Source organism: Bacillus sp. UMB0728, assembly GCF_002858875.1.
In the GTDB taxonomy this organism is placed as follows: Bacteria; Bacillota; Bacilli; order Bacillales; family Cytobacillaceae; genus Bacillus_AB; species Bacillus_AB infantis.
This window is the reverse complement of sequence record NZ_PKLA01000001.1, coordinates 149,704-165,509: the sequence shown is the minus strand read 5'-3', so window position 1 is coordinate 165,509 and position 15,806 is coordinate 149,704. Positions and strand designations below refer to the sequence as shown.

At 45.5% G+C, this 15,806-nt stretch carries 20 protein-coding genes; 5 read left to right on the top strand and 15 right to left on the bottom strand.

Annotated elements, in window-relative coordinates:
• Positions 1-268: 268 nt before the first annotated feature.
• From CYJ37_RS00820 to CYJ37_RS00810, 3 genes are all read right to left on the bottom strand, one after another.
• A complete protein-coding gene (locus CYJ37_RS00820) occupies positions 269-763 on the bottom strand; it encodes a CcdC family protein (protein ID WP_101547531.1) in 495 nt (164 codons plus the stop codon).
• A 136-nt stretch (positions 764-899) separates the two neighbouring features.
• On the bottom strand, positions 900-1,259 hold the full coding sequence (locus CYJ37_RS00815) for a response regulator (RefSeq protein ID WP_101547530.1): 360 nt from the start codon (positions 1,257-1,259) through the stop codon (positions 900-902).
• 229 nt (positions 1,260-1,488) lie between these two features.
• On the bottom strand, positions 1,489-2,196 hold the full coding sequence (locus tag CYJ37_RS00810) for a cytochrome c biogenesis CcdA family protein (protein ID WP_009790950.1): 708 nt from the start codon (positions 2,194-2,196) through the stop codon (positions 1,489-1,491).
• Positions 2,197-2,518: 322 nt separating this feature from the next.
• Between CYJ37_RS00810 and CYJ37_RS00805 the strand changes: the two genes are divergently transcribed.
• Positions 2,519-2,692 (top strand): aspartyl-phosphate phosphatase Spo0E family protein, encoded by a 174-nt coding sequence (locus tag CYJ37_RS00805; RefSeq protein ID WP_009790949.1) that lies wholly within the window; start codon positions 2,519-2,521, stop codon positions 2,690-2,692.
• Between the two features lie 49 nt (positions 2,693-2,741).
• Here the strand turns inward: CYJ37_RS00805 and CYJ37_RS00800 are convergent, their stop codons facing one another.
• Together CYJ37_RS00800 and CYJ37_RS00795 are read right to left on the bottom strand one after the other, a co-directional pair.
• On the bottom strand, positions 2,742-4,541 hold the full coding sequence (locus tag CYJ37_RS00800; protein WP_009790948.1) for an ABC transporter ATP-binding protein: 1,800 nt from the start codon (positions 4,539-4,541) through the stop codon (positions 2,742-2,744).
• A complete protein-coding gene (locus CYJ37_RS00795; RefSeq protein WP_101547529.1) occupies positions 4,531-6,294 on the bottom strand; it encodes an ABC transporter transmembrane domain-containing protein in 1,764 nt (587 codons plus the stop codon). The genes CYJ37_RS00800 and CYJ37_RS00795 overlap by 11 nt, the downstream gene beginning before the upstream one ends.
• 204 nt (positions 6,295-6,498) lie before the next feature.
• Between CYJ37_RS00795 and CYJ37_RS00790 the strand changes: the two genes are divergently transcribed.
• Positions 6,499-6,768 (top strand): hypothetical protein, encoded by a 270-nt coding sequence (locus CYJ37_RS00790; protein WP_101547528.1) that lies wholly within the window; start codon positions 6,499-6,501, stop codon positions 6,766-6,768.
• Positions 6,769-6,813: 45 nt separating this feature from the next.
• Here the strand turns inward: CYJ37_RS00790 and CYJ37_RS00785 are convergent, their stop codons facing one another.
• The 7 genes from CYJ37_RS00785 to yneA all read right to left on the bottom strand — a co-directional run bounded on the left by CYJ37_RS00785 (position 6,814) and on the right by yneA (position 11,634).
• Positions 6,814-7,011, bottom strand: a complete 198-nt coding sequence (locus tag CYJ37_RS00785) for a hypothetical protein (protein ID WP_009790945.1) — start codon at positions 7,009-7,011, stop codon at positions 6,814-6,816.
• 138 nt (positions 7,012-7,149) lie between these two features.
• Positions 7,150-7,365 (bottom strand): YneF family protein, encoded by a 216-nt coding sequence (locus CYJ37_RS00780; RefSeq protein ID WP_009790944.1) that lies wholly within the window; start codon positions 7,363-7,365, stop codon positions 7,150-7,152.
• Between the two features lie 86 nt (positions 7,366-7,451).
• Positions 7,452-7,889, bottom strand: a complete 438-nt coding sequence (gene sirA, locus CYJ37_RS00775) for a sporulation inhibitor of replication protein SirA (RefSeq protein ID WP_022543749.1) — start codon at positions 7,887-7,889, stop codon at positions 7,452-7,454.
• 199 nt (positions 7,890-8,088) lie between these two features.
• The gene (tkt, locus tag CYJ37_RS00770; RefSeq protein WP_101547527.1) at positions 8,089-10,089 is read right to left on the bottom strand and encodes a transketolase; all 2,001 of its coding nucleotides are present in this window, start codon (positions 10,087-10,089) and stop codon (positions 8,089-8,091) included.
• A gap of 179 nt (positions 10,090-10,268) precedes the next feature.
• Positions 10,269-10,508 carry a DUF896 domain-containing protein gene (locus CYJ37_RS00765; RefSeq protein ID WP_009791601.1) on the bottom strand — a complete coding sequence of 80 codons (240 nt, stop codon included), beginning with the start codon at positions 10,506-10,508 and terminating at the stop codon, positions 10,269-10,271.
• Positions 10,509-10,638: 130 nt separating this feature from the next.
• A complete protein-coding gene (locus tag CYJ37_RS00760; protein ID WP_009791600.1) occupies positions 10,639-11,286 on the bottom strand; it encodes a YneB family resolvase-like protein in 648 nt (215 codons plus the stop codon).
• Positions 11,287-11,301: 15 nt separating this feature from the next.
• A complete protein-coding gene (gene yneA, locus CYJ37_RS00755; protein ID WP_094767395.1) occupies positions 11,302-11,634 on the bottom strand; it encodes a cell division suppressor protein YneA in 333 nt (110 codons plus the stop codon).
• A gap of 158 nt (positions 11,635-11,792) precedes the next feature.
• Between yneA and lexA the strand changes: the two genes are divergently transcribed.
• From lexA to CYJ37_RS00740, 3 genes are all read left to right on the top strand, one after another.
• The gene (lexA, locus tag CYJ37_RS00750) at positions 11,793-12,416 is read left to right on the top strand and encodes a transcriptional repressor LexA (protein WP_009791598.1); all 624 of its coding nucleotides are present in this window, start codon (positions 11,793-11,795) and stop codon (positions 12,414-12,416) included.
• A 252-nt stretch (positions 12,417-12,668) separates the two neighbouring features.
• On the top strand, positions 12,669-12,950 hold the full coding sequence (locus tag CYJ37_RS00745) for a DUF4257 domain-containing protein (RefSeq protein ID WP_094767396.1): 282 nt from the start codon (positions 12,669-12,671) through the stop codon (positions 12,948-12,950).
• A gap of 206 nt (positions 12,951-13,156) precedes the next feature.
• Entirely contained in the window at positions 13,157-13,699 is a 543-nt protein-coding gene (locus CYJ37_RS00740) for an IseA DL-endopeptidase inhibitor family protein (RefSeq protein WP_009791595.1), read from the top strand.
• A 113-nt stretch (positions 13,700-13,812) separates the two neighbouring features.
• Here the strand turns inward: CYJ37_RS00740 and CYJ37_RS00735 are convergent, their stop codons facing one another.
• From CYJ37_RS00735 to CYJ37_RS00725, 3 genes are all read right to left on the bottom strand, one after another.
• Complete coding sequence (locus CYJ37_RS00735) at positions 13,813-14,346, bottom strand: helix-turn-helix domain-containing protein (protein ID WP_009791594.1); 534 nt, start codon at positions 14,344-14,346, stop codon at positions 13,813-13,815.
• A 97-nt stretch (positions 14,347-14,443) separates the two neighbouring features.
• Positions 14,444-14,776, bottom strand: coding sequence for a hypothetical protein (locus tag CYJ37_RS00730; protein WP_142385207.1), 333 nt, complete (start codon positions 14,774-14,776; stop codon positions 14,444-14,446).
• A gap of 195 nt (positions 14,777-14,971) precedes the next feature.
• Positions 14,972-15,217, bottom strand: a complete 246-nt coding sequence (locus tag CYJ37_RS00725) for a hypothetical protein (protein WP_101547525.1) — start codon at positions 15,215-15,217, stop codon at positions 14,972-14,974.
• Positions 15,218-15,806: the final 589 nt, after the last annotated feature.

The window sequence follows — 15,806 nt, the reverse complement described above, 5'->3', positions numbered from 1 at the left end:
AATTGATATGGCTCCTTATGAGCATTTATTCTAGAAACCATTCCGCTGTCCGTGGAGTGGTTTTTTTCATAAGAAAAGCGCAAGCGCCTTGGTCACCCCCGACAAGCACAAGACGATCCTCCCGGAAAGGCGTTCTTTGCCTTTTTGGGAGGATTGGCTTGTGACCTCGAGGGGGTAGGCGCTGGAGCTAGACAGTAATCGAGGATAAAAAATATACTTTCTTATTTTATAAAAAAAACACCGAAAGCGAATTCGATGTTTTTCAAGGTTATACGGTTGTCTTTGTATCCAATGAGGTACCATTGAGCTCATTGTAGATCTTTTTGTAGTTCAGGTACATGGCGATCCGCCAAGGGACGATCATGCCGAAAGCAAGGATCCAGAACATGCCGCTCAGCTGTCCGACGTCAATCGTGGAGCTGAGGATCAGCTTGGCCACAATCCGGACGACAAGAAGGCCGACCAGGATAAAGGCAAAGGCCTTTGATCTTTTTAAGAAAATATCATTATCACGCACTTCAAATGCCGAGGTTTTGATCAACAGGATTGAAAACAGCATGCCGACTCCGGCAGCTTCTAATATCTCAAGCGGTGTGACGCGAAAGTACGGAAAGACGAACATCAGGGCGCCCGTGCTCATAAATAGCGGCGGCAAGATGATCTTTTTGGCTGAAGCAGGTTTCTTGGCTGCCCGCATCCGGATGAACATGACAAAAACAGCCATGCAGATGGCTCCGATCGAAGAAGCTACAACCATGTTCATAGCATTCATCCTTTGTATGTTTAATATTTACCATTATATTATATCCTAAATTCCTCTGTTTAGAAAATATTTTTCGGGACTTTGGGCATCGGTGCAAAAAGAAAAGCCATTTAAGGCAGGCTTAAATGGCTTTGGGTCAGCTGAGGACCCGGTTGACTGCGTCGAGCACGCGGCCTTCATCAAATGGCTTTACAATAAAGTCTTTGGCGCCGGCTTCGATGGCTTCGACCACCATCTTCTGCTGGCCCATCGCTGAGCACATGACTACCTTGGCGTCAGGAAATTCCTGTTTGATTTCCTTCATGGCTTCAAGGCCGCTCATCTCCGGCATGGTGATATCCATGGTTACGAGCTCCGGCTTGAGCTCGCGGTAAAGGTCAATTGCTTCGCGGCCGTTTTCGGCCTCCCCGACGATTTCATGTTCGGCTTTCTTTAATATGTTGGTTAAGGTAATTCTCATGAATTTTGCGTCATCTACAATTAATATTCTTGCCATGCTGGTTCCCCCTCGACACTGCAACAGAAATCAATCTATTAGTATGTATTTTTCTATATTGTCACATGTCAAAAAACAGTATTAGATAAAAGAGCACATATTTCAATATAACGGAATGTGAGGGAGAATTCAATCCAAAGAATCCGACAAATTTCGCTTTTTCTTCAAATTTCAAGTTGTAATTTATGGAAGGATAAAAGAAAACCCGGCATTTTTGCCGGGCCATCCTTTAGAAACCTTTAAATCCGCCAAACATAGCAGTCATTATAGATATGATCTGAGTCATCCAGTCAAAGAACAGCACAATACCCATGACAATCATCACATAGCCGCCGATCTTCATGATTTTTACGTTATTGCGGCGGATCCATTGCATTTTGCCGATAAAGAACGACAGCACGAAGAATGGAATCGCAAATCCGAGTGAATAGGCAATCATATACACAAGGCCTGAGCCAGGATTTGAGGCAGCGAGGGCCCAAACGGACATGAGGATCGGTCCTGTGCATGGCGTCCAGCCTGCTGCAAATGCAAGGCCGATCAGGACTGAACCCAGGTAGCCGCCTGGCCTGTTCTTGAATTCCAGGCGCCTTTCCTTCATGAGCGCCTCCGGCTTGAAAACGCCGACAACCATCAATCCGAAAATGACAATGAAGATGGCGCCGATCTGCCTGATCAGATCATTATGATCGCTGAATATTCTTCCGATAAAAGATCCCCCAAAGCCGAGGGCAATGAAAATAATGCAGAACCCGAGCAGGAAGAAAAGGGTATGCAGCATGCTGCGCTTCTGCAGCATCGCGTTTTCTTCTTTCAGTTCGCCCACTGACATGCCGGTTATGTAAGATAAGAATGCGGGATACAATGGCAGGCAGCAGGGAGAAATGAAGCTCAGGAAGCCCGCTCCAAGGGCGATGAATATATTGACATCAGTCATTCAAGACACCTACTTTTCCTTGATTCTTTACCATTTTAACAAAATCCCGCCAAGAAAGATAATGGTCACCCTGTGAACACTTTGTGACCTACTATAATTATATTAAAAACATATAAAGGACATGTTATAATTTTGATAATGTTTTTGTCATATCAGAGAAACTTTCTTTTGAATTTATTACCATTATTCGATATACTGTATGAGTAACTAACATTATTTGTTATAATCTTTCATGTTTTTACATGGTTTTGATTTGGAAACTTACATACAGACAATAATAAAATGGGGCTTCTTTTAAATCCACAGGAAAGGACTATCAGCCGTGGCAGGAAAACAAGAACTACTGTCTTTGATTGAGAATAAGCGGGCTGAACTAATCCAAGTCGCCATGAAGAATGGCCTGCATTCAACTGCTGCGATTAAGTACAGTCAGGAGCTTGACCATCTCTTGAACGAATATAACCGTATTTTTATAAAAAAGGTTCAGACACAATAGAAAAACAGCTTGGAAGCTATATAAGCCCAAGCTGTTTTTATTTTGTCTTCTAAGCGTTGCCGACAGCGTCTTCCACTCTCTCGACTGAACCGTTCTGCAGCAGGTACATTTTATGGTACAAGCCTTTTAATGCCAGCAGTTCCTGGTGGGTGCCCCGTTCCACGATTTCCCCCTGGTGAAGGACAAGGATCAATTCAGCATCCTGGATGGTGGAAAGCCTGTGGGCGATGGCAATGGTTGTGCGCCCCTTCCTCATCTTCTCAAGGGCCGTCTGGATGGCCTCCTCTGTCTCAGTGTCGATATTGGCAGTCGCTTCATCAAGCACAAGGATTTTCGGGTTGGCTGCAATCGTGCGTGCGAAAGCAATCAGCTGCCTCTGACCGCTGGAGAAGGTCGAGCCTCTCTCAACTACCTTGTGATCGTAGCGGTCATCAAGCTTCTCAATGAAGGTATGCGCCTGAACGAAATGGGCAGCTTCCTCTATTTCCTTATCGGTCATCTCTGTATCATGGAGGCGGATATTGTCCTTGACCGTTCCATAAAACAGGAAAGGATCCTGGAGGACTAGACCAAGCTTTTCCCTCAGCTCTTCCCTTGGATAAGATTTAATCGACTGCCCGTCAATCAGAATGTCACCTCTTGAGAATTCATAAAACCTCATCATTAGATTGATGATCGAGCTCTTTCCGCTTCCTGTATGGCCAACCAGCGCCACTGTTTCGCCCGGCTTGGCAGTAAAGCTGATGTTTTTCAGCACATCCCGCTTTCCATCATACGAAAAGCTGACATCCTTGAATTCAATCTGTCCGTCCCCGATTGAAAGCTTCTCTTCCTTTTGAGCGGGCGCAAGCTCTTCTTCATCCAGGAGCCTGAAGACCCTGGAGCCGGCAATGATGGCCTGCTGGTACATGGATAACCGCTGCATCATATTGTTGACCGGCTCGAAAAAGCGGTCCAGATAGCTGACAAATGCGAATAAAACTCCGACTTCAATCGGATTGCTGAATGAGGTGATCCCGAAAAAGCCCAGGACAATTACAAGCGCAAGTGTATAGACCAGGTCGATTGCCGGCCTGAGGAGCAGCCCATCAACCTTGATGTTCCTCATTCCTGCGTCATAATGCTTCTGGTTAATGTCTGCAAATTCCTTGCGCAGGCGCTTTTCCTGCCTGAACACCTGGATGATCCCCATTCCCTGGAGCGACTCGCTGAGCTTCGCATTCAGCTGGCTGAGCCTTTCCCTCATATCCTGATAAAAGCGCGAGCTGTATTTGCGGTACATCTGCATGATCATAAAGATGATCGGCAGGATCACCAGGCAGAATAAGGCGAGCTGGACATTCAGGGCAAACATCGCGATGAATATCCCGATCAGCAGAAAGCCGCTCTGGATGAAGATGACCAGGACGCTGACAAACATATCCTTGATGGCCTCTGTATCATTCGTGACCCGCGAGACAATGCTTCCGGCCGGCGTCTGGTCGAAGTATTTCAGGCCGAGCGACTGCACCTTAGAAAAAACGTCGATCCGCAGCTGCTGAATGATCTTTAGTGCGATCTCCTGGAACTTAAGCAGCTGGAAATAAGAGATCAGGACATTCATGACCTGGATGCCGATATAGCCTGCCCCGAGCAGGAACAAAGGCTCAAATGCCAGATTCCTTGGGGTCAGATAATCGTCAATGAATATTTTAACAAGGATAGGCCCCATGATATCGCCGATCGTTGTCAGCAGCAGCAGGCTGAAGGCGAGGATAAGCGTTGCTTTATGCGGCTTTGTATAAGCAAGGAGCCGGTATAGGACGGTCCGCTGTTCTTTCTTATTGATATCCTGCTGGTTATGCTCCATGATTTCTGCCTCCGTGCTCTACAAGTTCTTCAAGCTGCTGGCGGAGATACATGCTCTTATACCAGCCTTCTTCTTCCATCAGCTCGTCGTGTGTGCCTTTTTGCGCTATCCTGCCCTCATCGAGCACAAGGATCAGATTCGCATGCTGAATCGCACTCAAGCGGTGGGCGGTGATGATGGTCGTCTTGCCTGCCCGGTTTTTCCTGAGGCCGTTCAGGATGGCTTCCTCGGTCTTCGCATCAACCGCTGACAGAGAGTCATCCAGGATCAGTACTTCCGGGTCCATCATGAGCGCCCTGGCGATTGAGATCCGCTGCTTCTGCCCGCCAGACAAGGAAACGCCGCGCTCACCGACAACCGTTTCATAACCTTCCGTAAATTGAAGGATATCTTCATGGATATTGGCAAGCTTTGCTGCCTTAAATACTTCCTCCCGCTCAGAGGAAGGGTTTGCAAAGGCGATATTTTCTGCAACCGTGGCTGAAAAAAGGAAATGATCCTGCGGAACATAGCCAATGGCCTCATGCAGCTTTTCGAGCGTATAATCATTGACAGAATGGCTGCCAAAGCGGACATCCCCTTCAAAACCGTCAAATTCCCTGATCAGCAGCTTAAGGAGCGTTGTTTTCCCGGCACCTGTCTTCCCGACGATCCCAAGGGTTTCTCCCCTTTTCAATTGAAATTGGATGTCTTCTAGGACAGGTTTTTCTTCGTTAGGGTAATGAAATTTATTTATATCATAAACAAGATCCCCGCTCGGAACGATTGCAAGTGCCCCTTCCTTGTCAGCCACCTCTGCCTTTTCGGCAAGCAGGCTCATGATCCGGTCATTGGAAGCCCGCCCTCTTTCAACGATATTAAAGAGCCAGCCAAAGGCAAGCATCGGCCAAATCAAGAGTCCGAGATACGTTGTAAACGAAACAAGCTCCCCGATCGTTAATTCCCCTGAAATCACATATCTGGCACCAAAAGCGACAGACAGGAAAAAGGAAACCCCGACGATGATGCTGATTGTTGGATCGAATAGTGAATCTACCTTGGCCACTGAAATATTTTTCTCCACCACATCATGTGATTGCTTGCGGAAATCCTCTATATCTTCTTTCTCCTGGCCAAAGGTCTTGATGACCTTGATGCCTGTGATGCTTTCCTGTGTCTTATCATTTAAAGCAGAAAAAGCCTCCTGTGCCCCATGGAACCGCTTATGGAGGAGCGTCCCATACCAGCTCGTCAAAATCGCCATGAGAGGCATCGGGATCAGGCAGATGAGCGTCAGCTTCCAGCTGATCGTCGCAGCCATGGCGATGATGACAAATCCACCGGTCGCAAGCGAGTCGACAAGGGTCAAAACGCCTGAGCCGGCCGTCTGCTGGACGGCCTGCAGGTCATTTGTCGCATGGGCCATCAGGTCCCCGACCCGCCTTCTTTGGTAAAACGATTGCGGCATCTCTGTAAAATGCCGGTACAGCCTGTTCCTCAGCTGCCTGGACAGCTTGACGGCAGATCCGAAAATCATGATCCGCCAATAATAGCGCAATATGTACATCATGAGTGCGGTTCCGATCAATATCAGGAGCCAGTTGACAAGAAGGCCGCTGGTCAAAGTATCGTTTTTGATATGATCAACCACAATCCCGATGACCTTTGGCGGAATCAGCTGCAGGAATGCTACAAACAGCAGCAGGAAAATCCCTGTCACATACGATTTCTTCTCTTGCTTAAAAAACCACATTAAATCTGCAAATACTTTCATGCTTGCTTCCCCCGGCTCTCGTGTTCCTGAATTTTCCTCAATTATGCTCCAAATAGTTTATCAAATATTTTAAAAATAAGAAAGATTTTTCAAGGGGCGCACTAAAGACATATTCATCATTTATCGGAATCCGTGATATTGGCAGGGACAAGTTGGAGCGTACAAGCATTAACTATAGAGATAAAAAGGAAAAGAGGTGTTTAAATGTCTGCTGGTATTCCATCTTTGCCAAGCCTTCCGACAGTCGTAACAGTCTGCTGGTTCCGGAACCCATTAAGTCCTGTATCACTGAGAAGGATTTCCCAGGCGACTGTTCTGGGAAATGATGCAGAAGCCTGCCTTGAGACACTTGAAACAGGAGCCCTTTATGGCCCGGCATCAGAATGCCTTCTGGCTAACGGCTTTCAGCTCGTGACCCTTCTTGATTTCGGCATCTACGGATTTTCCGTTTTCACATCTACGCCAGAAGCATAATAAAAAGAGGACAAGTATCCCTGTCACCCAGGTGCTTGTCCTCTATCAGCTTCCGTTTCCGTCATAAAGACGCACAAAATGCTTCATCAGCTCTTCTTCTGAAATTTGGATCCGGTGCTCCAGGTCTTTCGTCCGCAGGACATATTCCTTAATGCCGATGAATTCGGATTCAGCAATCAGCCAGAATACTGTACCGCGTTTGAATCTGCCGTTAAAGCCAGTTTTCAATCTGTATTTTTTCATGTTATCCTCAGCTTAACATTTACGATTTTTATCTAAAAAGCCGCTTTCTCTGTCATAATCACAGAAAAAGCGGCTTTCTTGTTGTACAGTGATGGCCATGTAATAGACTTTATTACAATAGGGAGCCCTATGTAAGCCTTACTTGCCGGACTGCTTATTCATGGCAGACATCATCTGATTAATTTTCTTCTGAGATGGTTTCATACCCATTTGCATCATCATCATTTTAAGCATTTGTTCGTTGATTGGCGGATTTTTCTTTAAGTAGCTCATCATATATTTACGAGCGATGAAAAATCCTAGTGCTACACCGGCGATCAATGCCAGTATACCAACTAGAATAACGTCCCACATTCAAAACTTCCTCCTTCATGTTGTCTATCATACAGTGTACTAAACCAAAGGTTATTATACAATATTTGCACCTGTTTTTCCCCTATTTAAATAAATTTTCTTTCTTTGATCGGCTTCAGCCAGCCAAAGCGCCTGTTCGTCATATCTACCGCCAGATAAGAGGATTCATTTTTCCGGAGGATTTCAAAGAACACCGTTTCTGCATCATAATTCCCATGTGATTCAATCACTAAACATCGGTCATAGATTTCAAGCCGCGCCGAACTGTTTTTTCCGTTTTGGATAACATAGGCCCCCTGATCGGCTGATGCTCCTTTTTTCCTTGAAAGCTGCTGTGTAAGATACTGGTGAAGCCTGAGGGCGGGAATCGGCCTTGTGATAAACTCAATCTGGCGTGACAGGATCGATTTCAGCTCTCCCTTCGAACGGCTGTATTCCTGAAAGAGCTGGTAGAACATCCGCTCTCTGCCGAAATAATGGGAAGCAAATTCGTCTTCTATTAAATAAAGCTGATAGGTTCTCACCAACATCTCCTCCAATATCTTCTATATTGCTTCAAGTATAAGGGAACAGAATCAGTTACTTTGTCTTTCAGCGTCAAAAATAGGCACTAATTTTGTCGAACAGGCTTATTTGCCTATCAATTATATAAAAAATAAAAATATTCAATCAATTATAAGGAAATAAAAAAGAGAGCGTACTCTGACGCTCTCTTTATACCCTTTACAGAAGGGCCTTTAAACGTGCAACCACGTTTTCAACTGTGAAGCCGTACTCTTCGATGATCTTCTCACCTGGTGCAGATGCGCCGAATGTATCGATCGCCAATACTTCGCCTTCATCACCGGCATAACGGTGCCAGCCAAGTGAAGAGCCCATTTCAATGGCAAGGCGCTTCTTGACAGCCTTCGGAATGACGCTTTCTTTATATTCCTTGGACTGTGCTTCAAAGCGGTCCCATGCAGGCATGGAAACAACTGCTGCATCGATGCCTTCTTTCTTCAGGGCTTCCTGCGCTTTTACAGCAAGATGCACTTCAGATCCGGAAGCAAGCAGCAGGGCATCTGCCTGATCTTTGCCAGCCGGTGAGACAACATAAGCTCCTTTAGATACGCCTTCATACGCGTTTTTGTCAGTATCCTGGAGGGTAGGCAGGTTTTGGCGCGTCAGCACAAGAGCTGTCGGCTTATCCTGTGATTCTACCGCCACTTTCCAGGCAGCAGAGGTTTCATTGCCATCAGCCGGGCGGATGACAGACAGATTAGGCATCGCACGAAGTGATGCAAGCTGTTCAACCGGCTCGTGTGTAGGGCCGTCCTCACCAACCGCGATGCTGTCATGCGTGAATACATAAGTAACAGGCAGACCCATCAGGGCAGCTAAGCGGATTGCCGGGCGAAGATAGTCAGAGAATACGAAGAATGTTCCTCCGAATACCTTTAAGCCTCCATGAAGGGCCATACCGTTTAGGGCGGCACCCATGGCGAATTCCCTTACGCCGAACCAGATGTTGCGGCCTTCGAATGAAGCAGGGGTAAAGTCGCCCGAGCCTTTGATCATCGTTTTATTTGAACCGGCAAGGTCAGCAGATCCGCCGATAAAGAATGGAAGATTCTGCGCGATTCCGTTCAGTGCTTCGCCTGAAGAGGCGCGGCTTGCCAGGCTTGAACCTGTTTCGTATACAGGGATATCCTTATCCCATCCTTGCGGAAGCTCGCCTTTCATTGCTCCGTCAAGCTGTGCACCGAGCTCAGGGAATTCCTGCTTATAGCTTTCAAGCATAGAGTTCCATTCCTGCTCAGTCTTTTCTCCGCGTTCAGCGATGTGTTTCTTGAAGTGGCTGTACACTTCATCCGGAACATGGAAATCTTCTTCAAAAGTCCACTTGTAAGCTTCCTTCGTCAGCTTCAGCTCATCTGCACCAAGCGGTGCGCCGTGAACATCTGATTTCCCGGATTTGTTAGGTGAGCCGAATCCGATGACCGTTTTTACTTCAATCATAGTCGGATGGTCAAGGTCGCCTCTTGCTTCCTCAAGCGCTTTCGCCACTTCGTGAAGGTCATTACCGTCTTCAACACGGATATACTGCCAGCCGTAAGATTTGAACCTTTGCTCCACACTTTCAGAGAAAGAGCGGTCAAGGTCGCCGTCAAGGGAGATATCATTTGAATCATAAAGGACAACGAGCTTGCCAAGCTTCAGGTGGCCTGCCAGCGATGCTGCTTCGGCAGATACACCTTCCATAAGGTCACCGTCGCCGCAAATGCTGTATGTAAAGTGGTCGACTACATTATACTTGTCTTTATTGTAGACGGCTGCCAGGTGGCGCTCAGCCATAGCCATGCCGACTGCCATTGAGATTCCCTGTCCAAGCGGACCAGTTGTCGCGTCAACGCCCTTTGTATGTTTGTATTCAGGGTGTCCGGGAGTCTTGCTTCCCCATTGGCGGAATTCTTTCAGGTCATCGATTGTGAGACCATAGCCTGATAAATGGAGCAGGCTGTATAGAAGCATGGAACCATGTCCTGCAGATAAGACAAAACGGTCACGGTTAAACCACTCAGGGTTTGCCGGGTTATGGTTCATGAAACGGCTCCAGAGTGTGTACGCCATAGGAGCTGCCCCCATAGGCATGCCAGGGTGGCCGGAATTTGCTTTTTCAATAGCATCGATAGATAGAGTTCTGATCGAGCTTATGGACAAATCATCGATAGATTCAAACATATACTACATCCTCTCTTTAAAAAAATCCTGCTCAATTAATTTTATAGCGGCTCTTTATTTTACACAACTGAGAAGCTTCTGTATATCTTGTGCATTTTGGAAACCTGTATGTAAAAGAGAACCAAAAAATAAATCCAAAAAGGAACACAGATTGTTGTATTCCTTTTTGGCCTGATGCATTAATGAAGGCGCTTCTTCTCGTCCTCACGCAGCTTTTTTATCTTTTTCGGTGTAACGTCATTCCCCTTTGGATCCATGATGGTTACACCTTTTAAGGTTGTGAGCATATTGGAACGGAATGTCTGCAGATACTCGCTGCGAAGCTTTGTCTGTTCCTTTGCCTCTTCATTCGTCAGCCCTGCGGTCTTAGCTTTGTTTGCCAGCTCATTGATTCTGGCCATTTTATCTTTAGGCAGCATAATAACGCTCCTTTTTCATTCATTTCATTTGGCTTTCTCTAGTCGTCTTCCCCTTAGGGCCTTGGTCTAAACGGCCGGAGAATACATCAAATGTTACTATAAAAAAAAGCGTTTGCCAAGGCAAACACTCTTACTCTTCCTGTGCATCTATGTATTCCTGATAGCGCCTGTGCACTGTCGCCTTGGAAATGGGATAGCCGAAGCCCCTGAGAGTCGCCGCGATCTCCGAAAATGTCAGCCTGCTGGCTCTCAGGCGGACAATTTCTTCTATTGGAACCTCGATCCGTTCCCTTCCAGAGTGCTCCCCCAGATTCTTCAGGTTCTTCTCTGGCCTGAATCCTTTGTCCACTGCCCTTTTCATGCCTCTTTTGATCTTGATATTATGCAGCTTGCGCTGATATTCTTCCACCATCGAGACGATATTAAGAACCATGGAATCTGATTCGGAAAGCTGCAGCTCACCATTGTGGGAAATGCTGTAGAGCACAGCGCCCTCTTTATATATGAAGTGAAGCAGGGCGATTTTGGCATTGCCCCTTCCGAGCCTCGTTTCATCCTGGATAAGGACCGCTTTGATGCCTTCATCCTTTATAAGATCAAGAAGCTCGAGTACACCGTCCCTCTCCAGGTCATACCCGCTTGCCTGTTCCCTGATGATCGCGGCTACTTCAAAGCCTTTTTCCCCGGCAAGCGCAGTCAGTTCCTCCTCCTGCCTCTCCAGGGATGTTTCCTGCGCTTCTTTTGTTGTCGATACCCTGCAATAGATTACTGCTTTCATATATGCTCCTTTATGTCATTCACCCGCAAAGTTCTGCAGATCATCCTGCAGCTGCCTTGTATGGCTGTCTGCTTTAACCGGGATCAAAATCTGCTCCCCCGCTTGGATTGCACTGCCGGCGATTCCATTCTCCTCTTCCACCCACATTACAAAGTCTTCTGCAGACAGCTTATGCTTGTCCGAAAATTGCTGAGACAGCCCCCATAAGGTATCTCCTTCATCAACCGTCACCTTTATGTAGTCTTCTTCACCGAAAATTTTGTCGTATCCGGTAAGCAGCAAAGCCGCCCCAAAGCTTAAAACGATAAGTATAATAGCATATGAGTATTGATTCCACAATTTTTTCATACAAGACACCCCACTGTCAGAATATATGTTCGCATTTCGTTAAATTTATTATAAACCGAACATGTGTTTTCCGTCAACAAAAATTCGAACTTATGTTTGTATCTGTTCCGGGTACATGCTATAATTTAATCAATAATAACCATACGGGGTGCGAATACATGGCTAAAATATCAAAAAGGCAGCAGGATATACTCGAATTTATCAAGGAAGAAGTGAAAGCGAAGGGCTATCCCCCTTCAGTCAGGGAAATTGGGGAAGCAGTCGGCCTGGCCTCCAGCTCGACTGTGCATGGGCATCTTGCCCGCCTCGAAAGCAAAGGGATGATCAGAAGGGATCCGACAAAGCCGCGTGCAATTGAAATCCTGGAGCTTGATGAAACATCTCATATTCCAAGGAATAATGTCGTCAACGTTCCTATCCTCGGGAAGGTTACAGCAGGACAGCCGATCACTGCGATTGAAAATGTAGAAGAGTTCTTCCCGCTTCCTGAAAGCATGGCACCGGCAGCCGAACAGGTCTTCATGCTTGAAATCATGGGTGAAAGTATGATTGAAGCCGGCATCCTTGACGGAGACTACGTCATCGTCCGCCAGCAGCAGTCAGCCAACAATGGCGATATCGTCGTTGCAATGACAGATGAGGATGAAGCAACTGTCAAGCGTTTCTTCAAGGAAAGGGATTATATCAGGCTTCAGCCTGAAAACTCTACAATGGAGCCTATCATTCTCAGGAATGTTTCCATTCTTGGCAAGGTCATTGGCGTCTACCGCCATATCCACTGATTATATGATTCTCTCAGCCCGGGCCATGTGTTGCCTGGGTTTTTTTCTGCCCAAAAACCTTGTGAGCACTAGAATAGTCGCATCTTTGCTGCTTACTTTTTCCTGAAGAGTACATATGTACCATTCGCTGTGCGCTGAAAATTCAGTCGATTTATGCATATCTTTCCTCTCCCGCTCTGTTATATAATAGAGACAGCACCATGATTGACCTAAGGTCGCACCAAAAATACCGGCTTTAGGAGTGTGAGGCAAATGTGGCAGCATGTCGTCTTCGCAATATTCATTGGTGGCCTTGTCGGCGCGGTTGGGCATCTTAAGAAGCACGGGAAGCTGATCATGCCGAAAAGAACAAAGCAATTCATCTATCTAGGCTTTTTGGAGGAAATGGTATTAGGTTCACTCGCCTCAGCGCTGCTTGTGCTTTCATCAGATGCAAGCTCCCTCTTGAAGGTAGCATTCCTGTCCATGCTGGCAGGACTTGGCGGTGAAGCTCTGATCCGCAGCCTTGACCTCATCAGGGCCGAAAAGAAATGAAACAGGAGGAAATGCAGAAGCTATGCTTAAAACAGCAAAAGTAAAGACGTAAGAAGCCTCTCCCGGGAAATTGGGCAGAGGCTCTTTTTATGCCTGAAAACTGTAAACAATCATCTGCATTTCGGTAACCTTTCTGTAACTCTTTTGAAGAGATGGAACGATAATATAAGGTTAGCAAGTGACTACAACTTATTGGAGGCTTTAAAATGAAAAAATTATTATCCATCCTGCTGGCTGCTGTCGCCCTGTTTACTTTCAGCCTTGGCGCCTCGGCCAAATCCGCGAGCGGAGATTTAAGCAGCAAAAAAGCAGTCGAACTGGCGCAGAGCGCACGTGTGCATCACTGGAATGCTATGAACGGACATATCCCATCTAAGAAGAATACAGCCTGCTCCATTAAGACTTTTCAGTACAAAGGCACAGAATATCGCTACCTTTGCAGTGAAATCAATACGAAAGCAAAGCTGACCAAGTACCTTAACGAATCTTTCACCTTAAATGCAATCGATAAAGGCTACAAGAAATACAGATTCATTGAGTATAAAGGAAAAATGGCACAGCCAAATGCCGATGGCGGCAGCCTGCTCCAGTGGAATAAAGCTAAGGCAAAGCTGATCTATTCCAGGAAAGATATCCGCCAGTTTGAATTCACGGTGCCTTACGGCGAAAAGCAGCATGAAAAGAAAAAGGTTACGTTTGTAAAGGTACGCGGGAAGTGGCAAATCAATGCTTTTGATGCAGTGAGATAGTATAAGAAAAGGGAAATACCTTGAACTTTTGTTCAAGGCATTTCCCTTTTTAGCTGGCCGCGCTATTTGTTTATGGCCATTTAGATTATCTGCAGCCTACATTAATCCAGGAATTATAAACCCAAAGCATTTATTTTGATCCCAAATGTACCAATGCCAATTAATTCGCCTTCTTCCCCTAGCAGGGGATATCCTACTATATAATGCGTGTGTACTTCATTGTTATATTCATATTCTGCGAATGTTCCTGATGTTTCTTTGGTATCCAGTACTCTTTGTTTAAGAGAGATCAATTTTTGGGAATCGATGCAAAAGCTTAATTCATCATCCCTTGCACCGATAAACTGATTGACTTCCTCCTGATTGGCCGAATCAAAAATCCATGTATATCTCAGATCAAGGTCACTGTGCGCAAGCATGCATTTCGTTCGCGTGAACACCTCTTGAAAGGCGGCTAAATCAGACAATAGAAGCGAAGGGTTTATATCTAAAACCTTAGCAAGGTTCCTGCTTATATCCACACTGGGATTTCTTGTACCAGATTCGATCTGCGAATAATAGGCCCGGTCGATAAAAATCGAGTCTGCCACGTCCGCTTGAGTCAGATTTTTATTTTTTCTAAGCGTTATCAGCCAGTCGCGTTTCATACTATTCCCCCCTCTTTATCATAATACGGCCCCCTTGGTGAAAAGAGAAGGAATAGAACTTAGTCAATGTGTAATTTCAATGAATAACGATTGGCCATTATTTGGAATCCGGATTTTGATTGAGATAAAAAAATCTTTCCATAGGAATCTCATCGTAACTGCAGCCCAATTTCCTTTTTACATGGTCATTCAGTGCACTTTCTATATCTTCCACATAAAAATTCACTCTTACATGGCAATGAGCAAGCGCAAGATGATCAGTAAAGCTTTTTGCCAGCTGATCCAGAGGATATATGTGGTCATCCAGAACTTTTTCCTCTGAGTAAACTTCTGCTTTGATGATGTTCGATCTCATTTCGTCAGATGGCAAACTATCTTCCTGAGAAAAATCATCAGGAGTGCTGGGTCTTTTTTCATCAATGATTATCATTCGATACGTTTTATCATCGAAAAAAATGTCCCATGCTTCCAGTTCACTGGAAAATAAACACGTTTGTGGACAACATTACTCGGAACTACGGTCACCAAGGCACAGCCTAAGTAAGGAAGAGTTTCAGCCCTTTAAGGATAAAAGGGCTTTTTTGAATTAGAAAAAGCCCTCTAGAGTGAGAAAGAGCTTTTTCCATTAAAAGAAAAAATAGAATATGCCGAAAGTTAGTGACAATCCAAAGAAAATAGTCATCACCAAGTTAAAGTTATATGATTTATCTTTTTGCTTGGAATGAAGAATAGTTCTTGTTAAAGAAGCAATAAAAATTAGTAATCCCGAAGTCACAAAGAACAATTCGTCCTTACCCATGATTAAGAATGAGGTTGATGCTAAAAAGAGAAAGATGGCAGCTGCTTTTAGCCAGACCGGAGAATTATCCATTTATTACCTCCCTTTTCAGTGTATTATAAGCAATCTTATCGCGGTAGGAAAGAGGAAAATAAACAAACATATTGAGCAAAAAGCAAGCAGGAGAATATATGTGCATCCGGTATGGCCCGGCAGGAGCGCTTTCAAACTAACAAGAAATATGAAAAAGCAAGAATAAACCAATTCGAGGACTGACAGGCATTTTTTAGCGTCTGAGTACTCATATTCCCCACTAGAGGCACTCTGTTGGGCTTTTTCGACCTTTAGAGTGATTCATGTCCTTATCTTGAGGCACTCTACTCAGCCTTGCCCACCATCAGAGTGATTCATATTCTCCTCTTAAGGCACTCCGGTTGGCTATTTCACCTTTAGAGTGACTCATATTCTCTTCTTGAGGCACTCTGCTCAGCCTTCATCACCATCAGAGTGCCTCATATTCTTTTCTTGAGGCACTCTGGTTGGCTTTTTTCACCTTTAGTGTGACTCATATTCTCCTCTTGAGTCACTCTGACCTGTTTCTTCCACCACTAGAGTGACTCATACCCTCCTCTCGAGTCACTCTGAACTGCATCTTCCACCACTAGAGTGTCTCATACCCTCC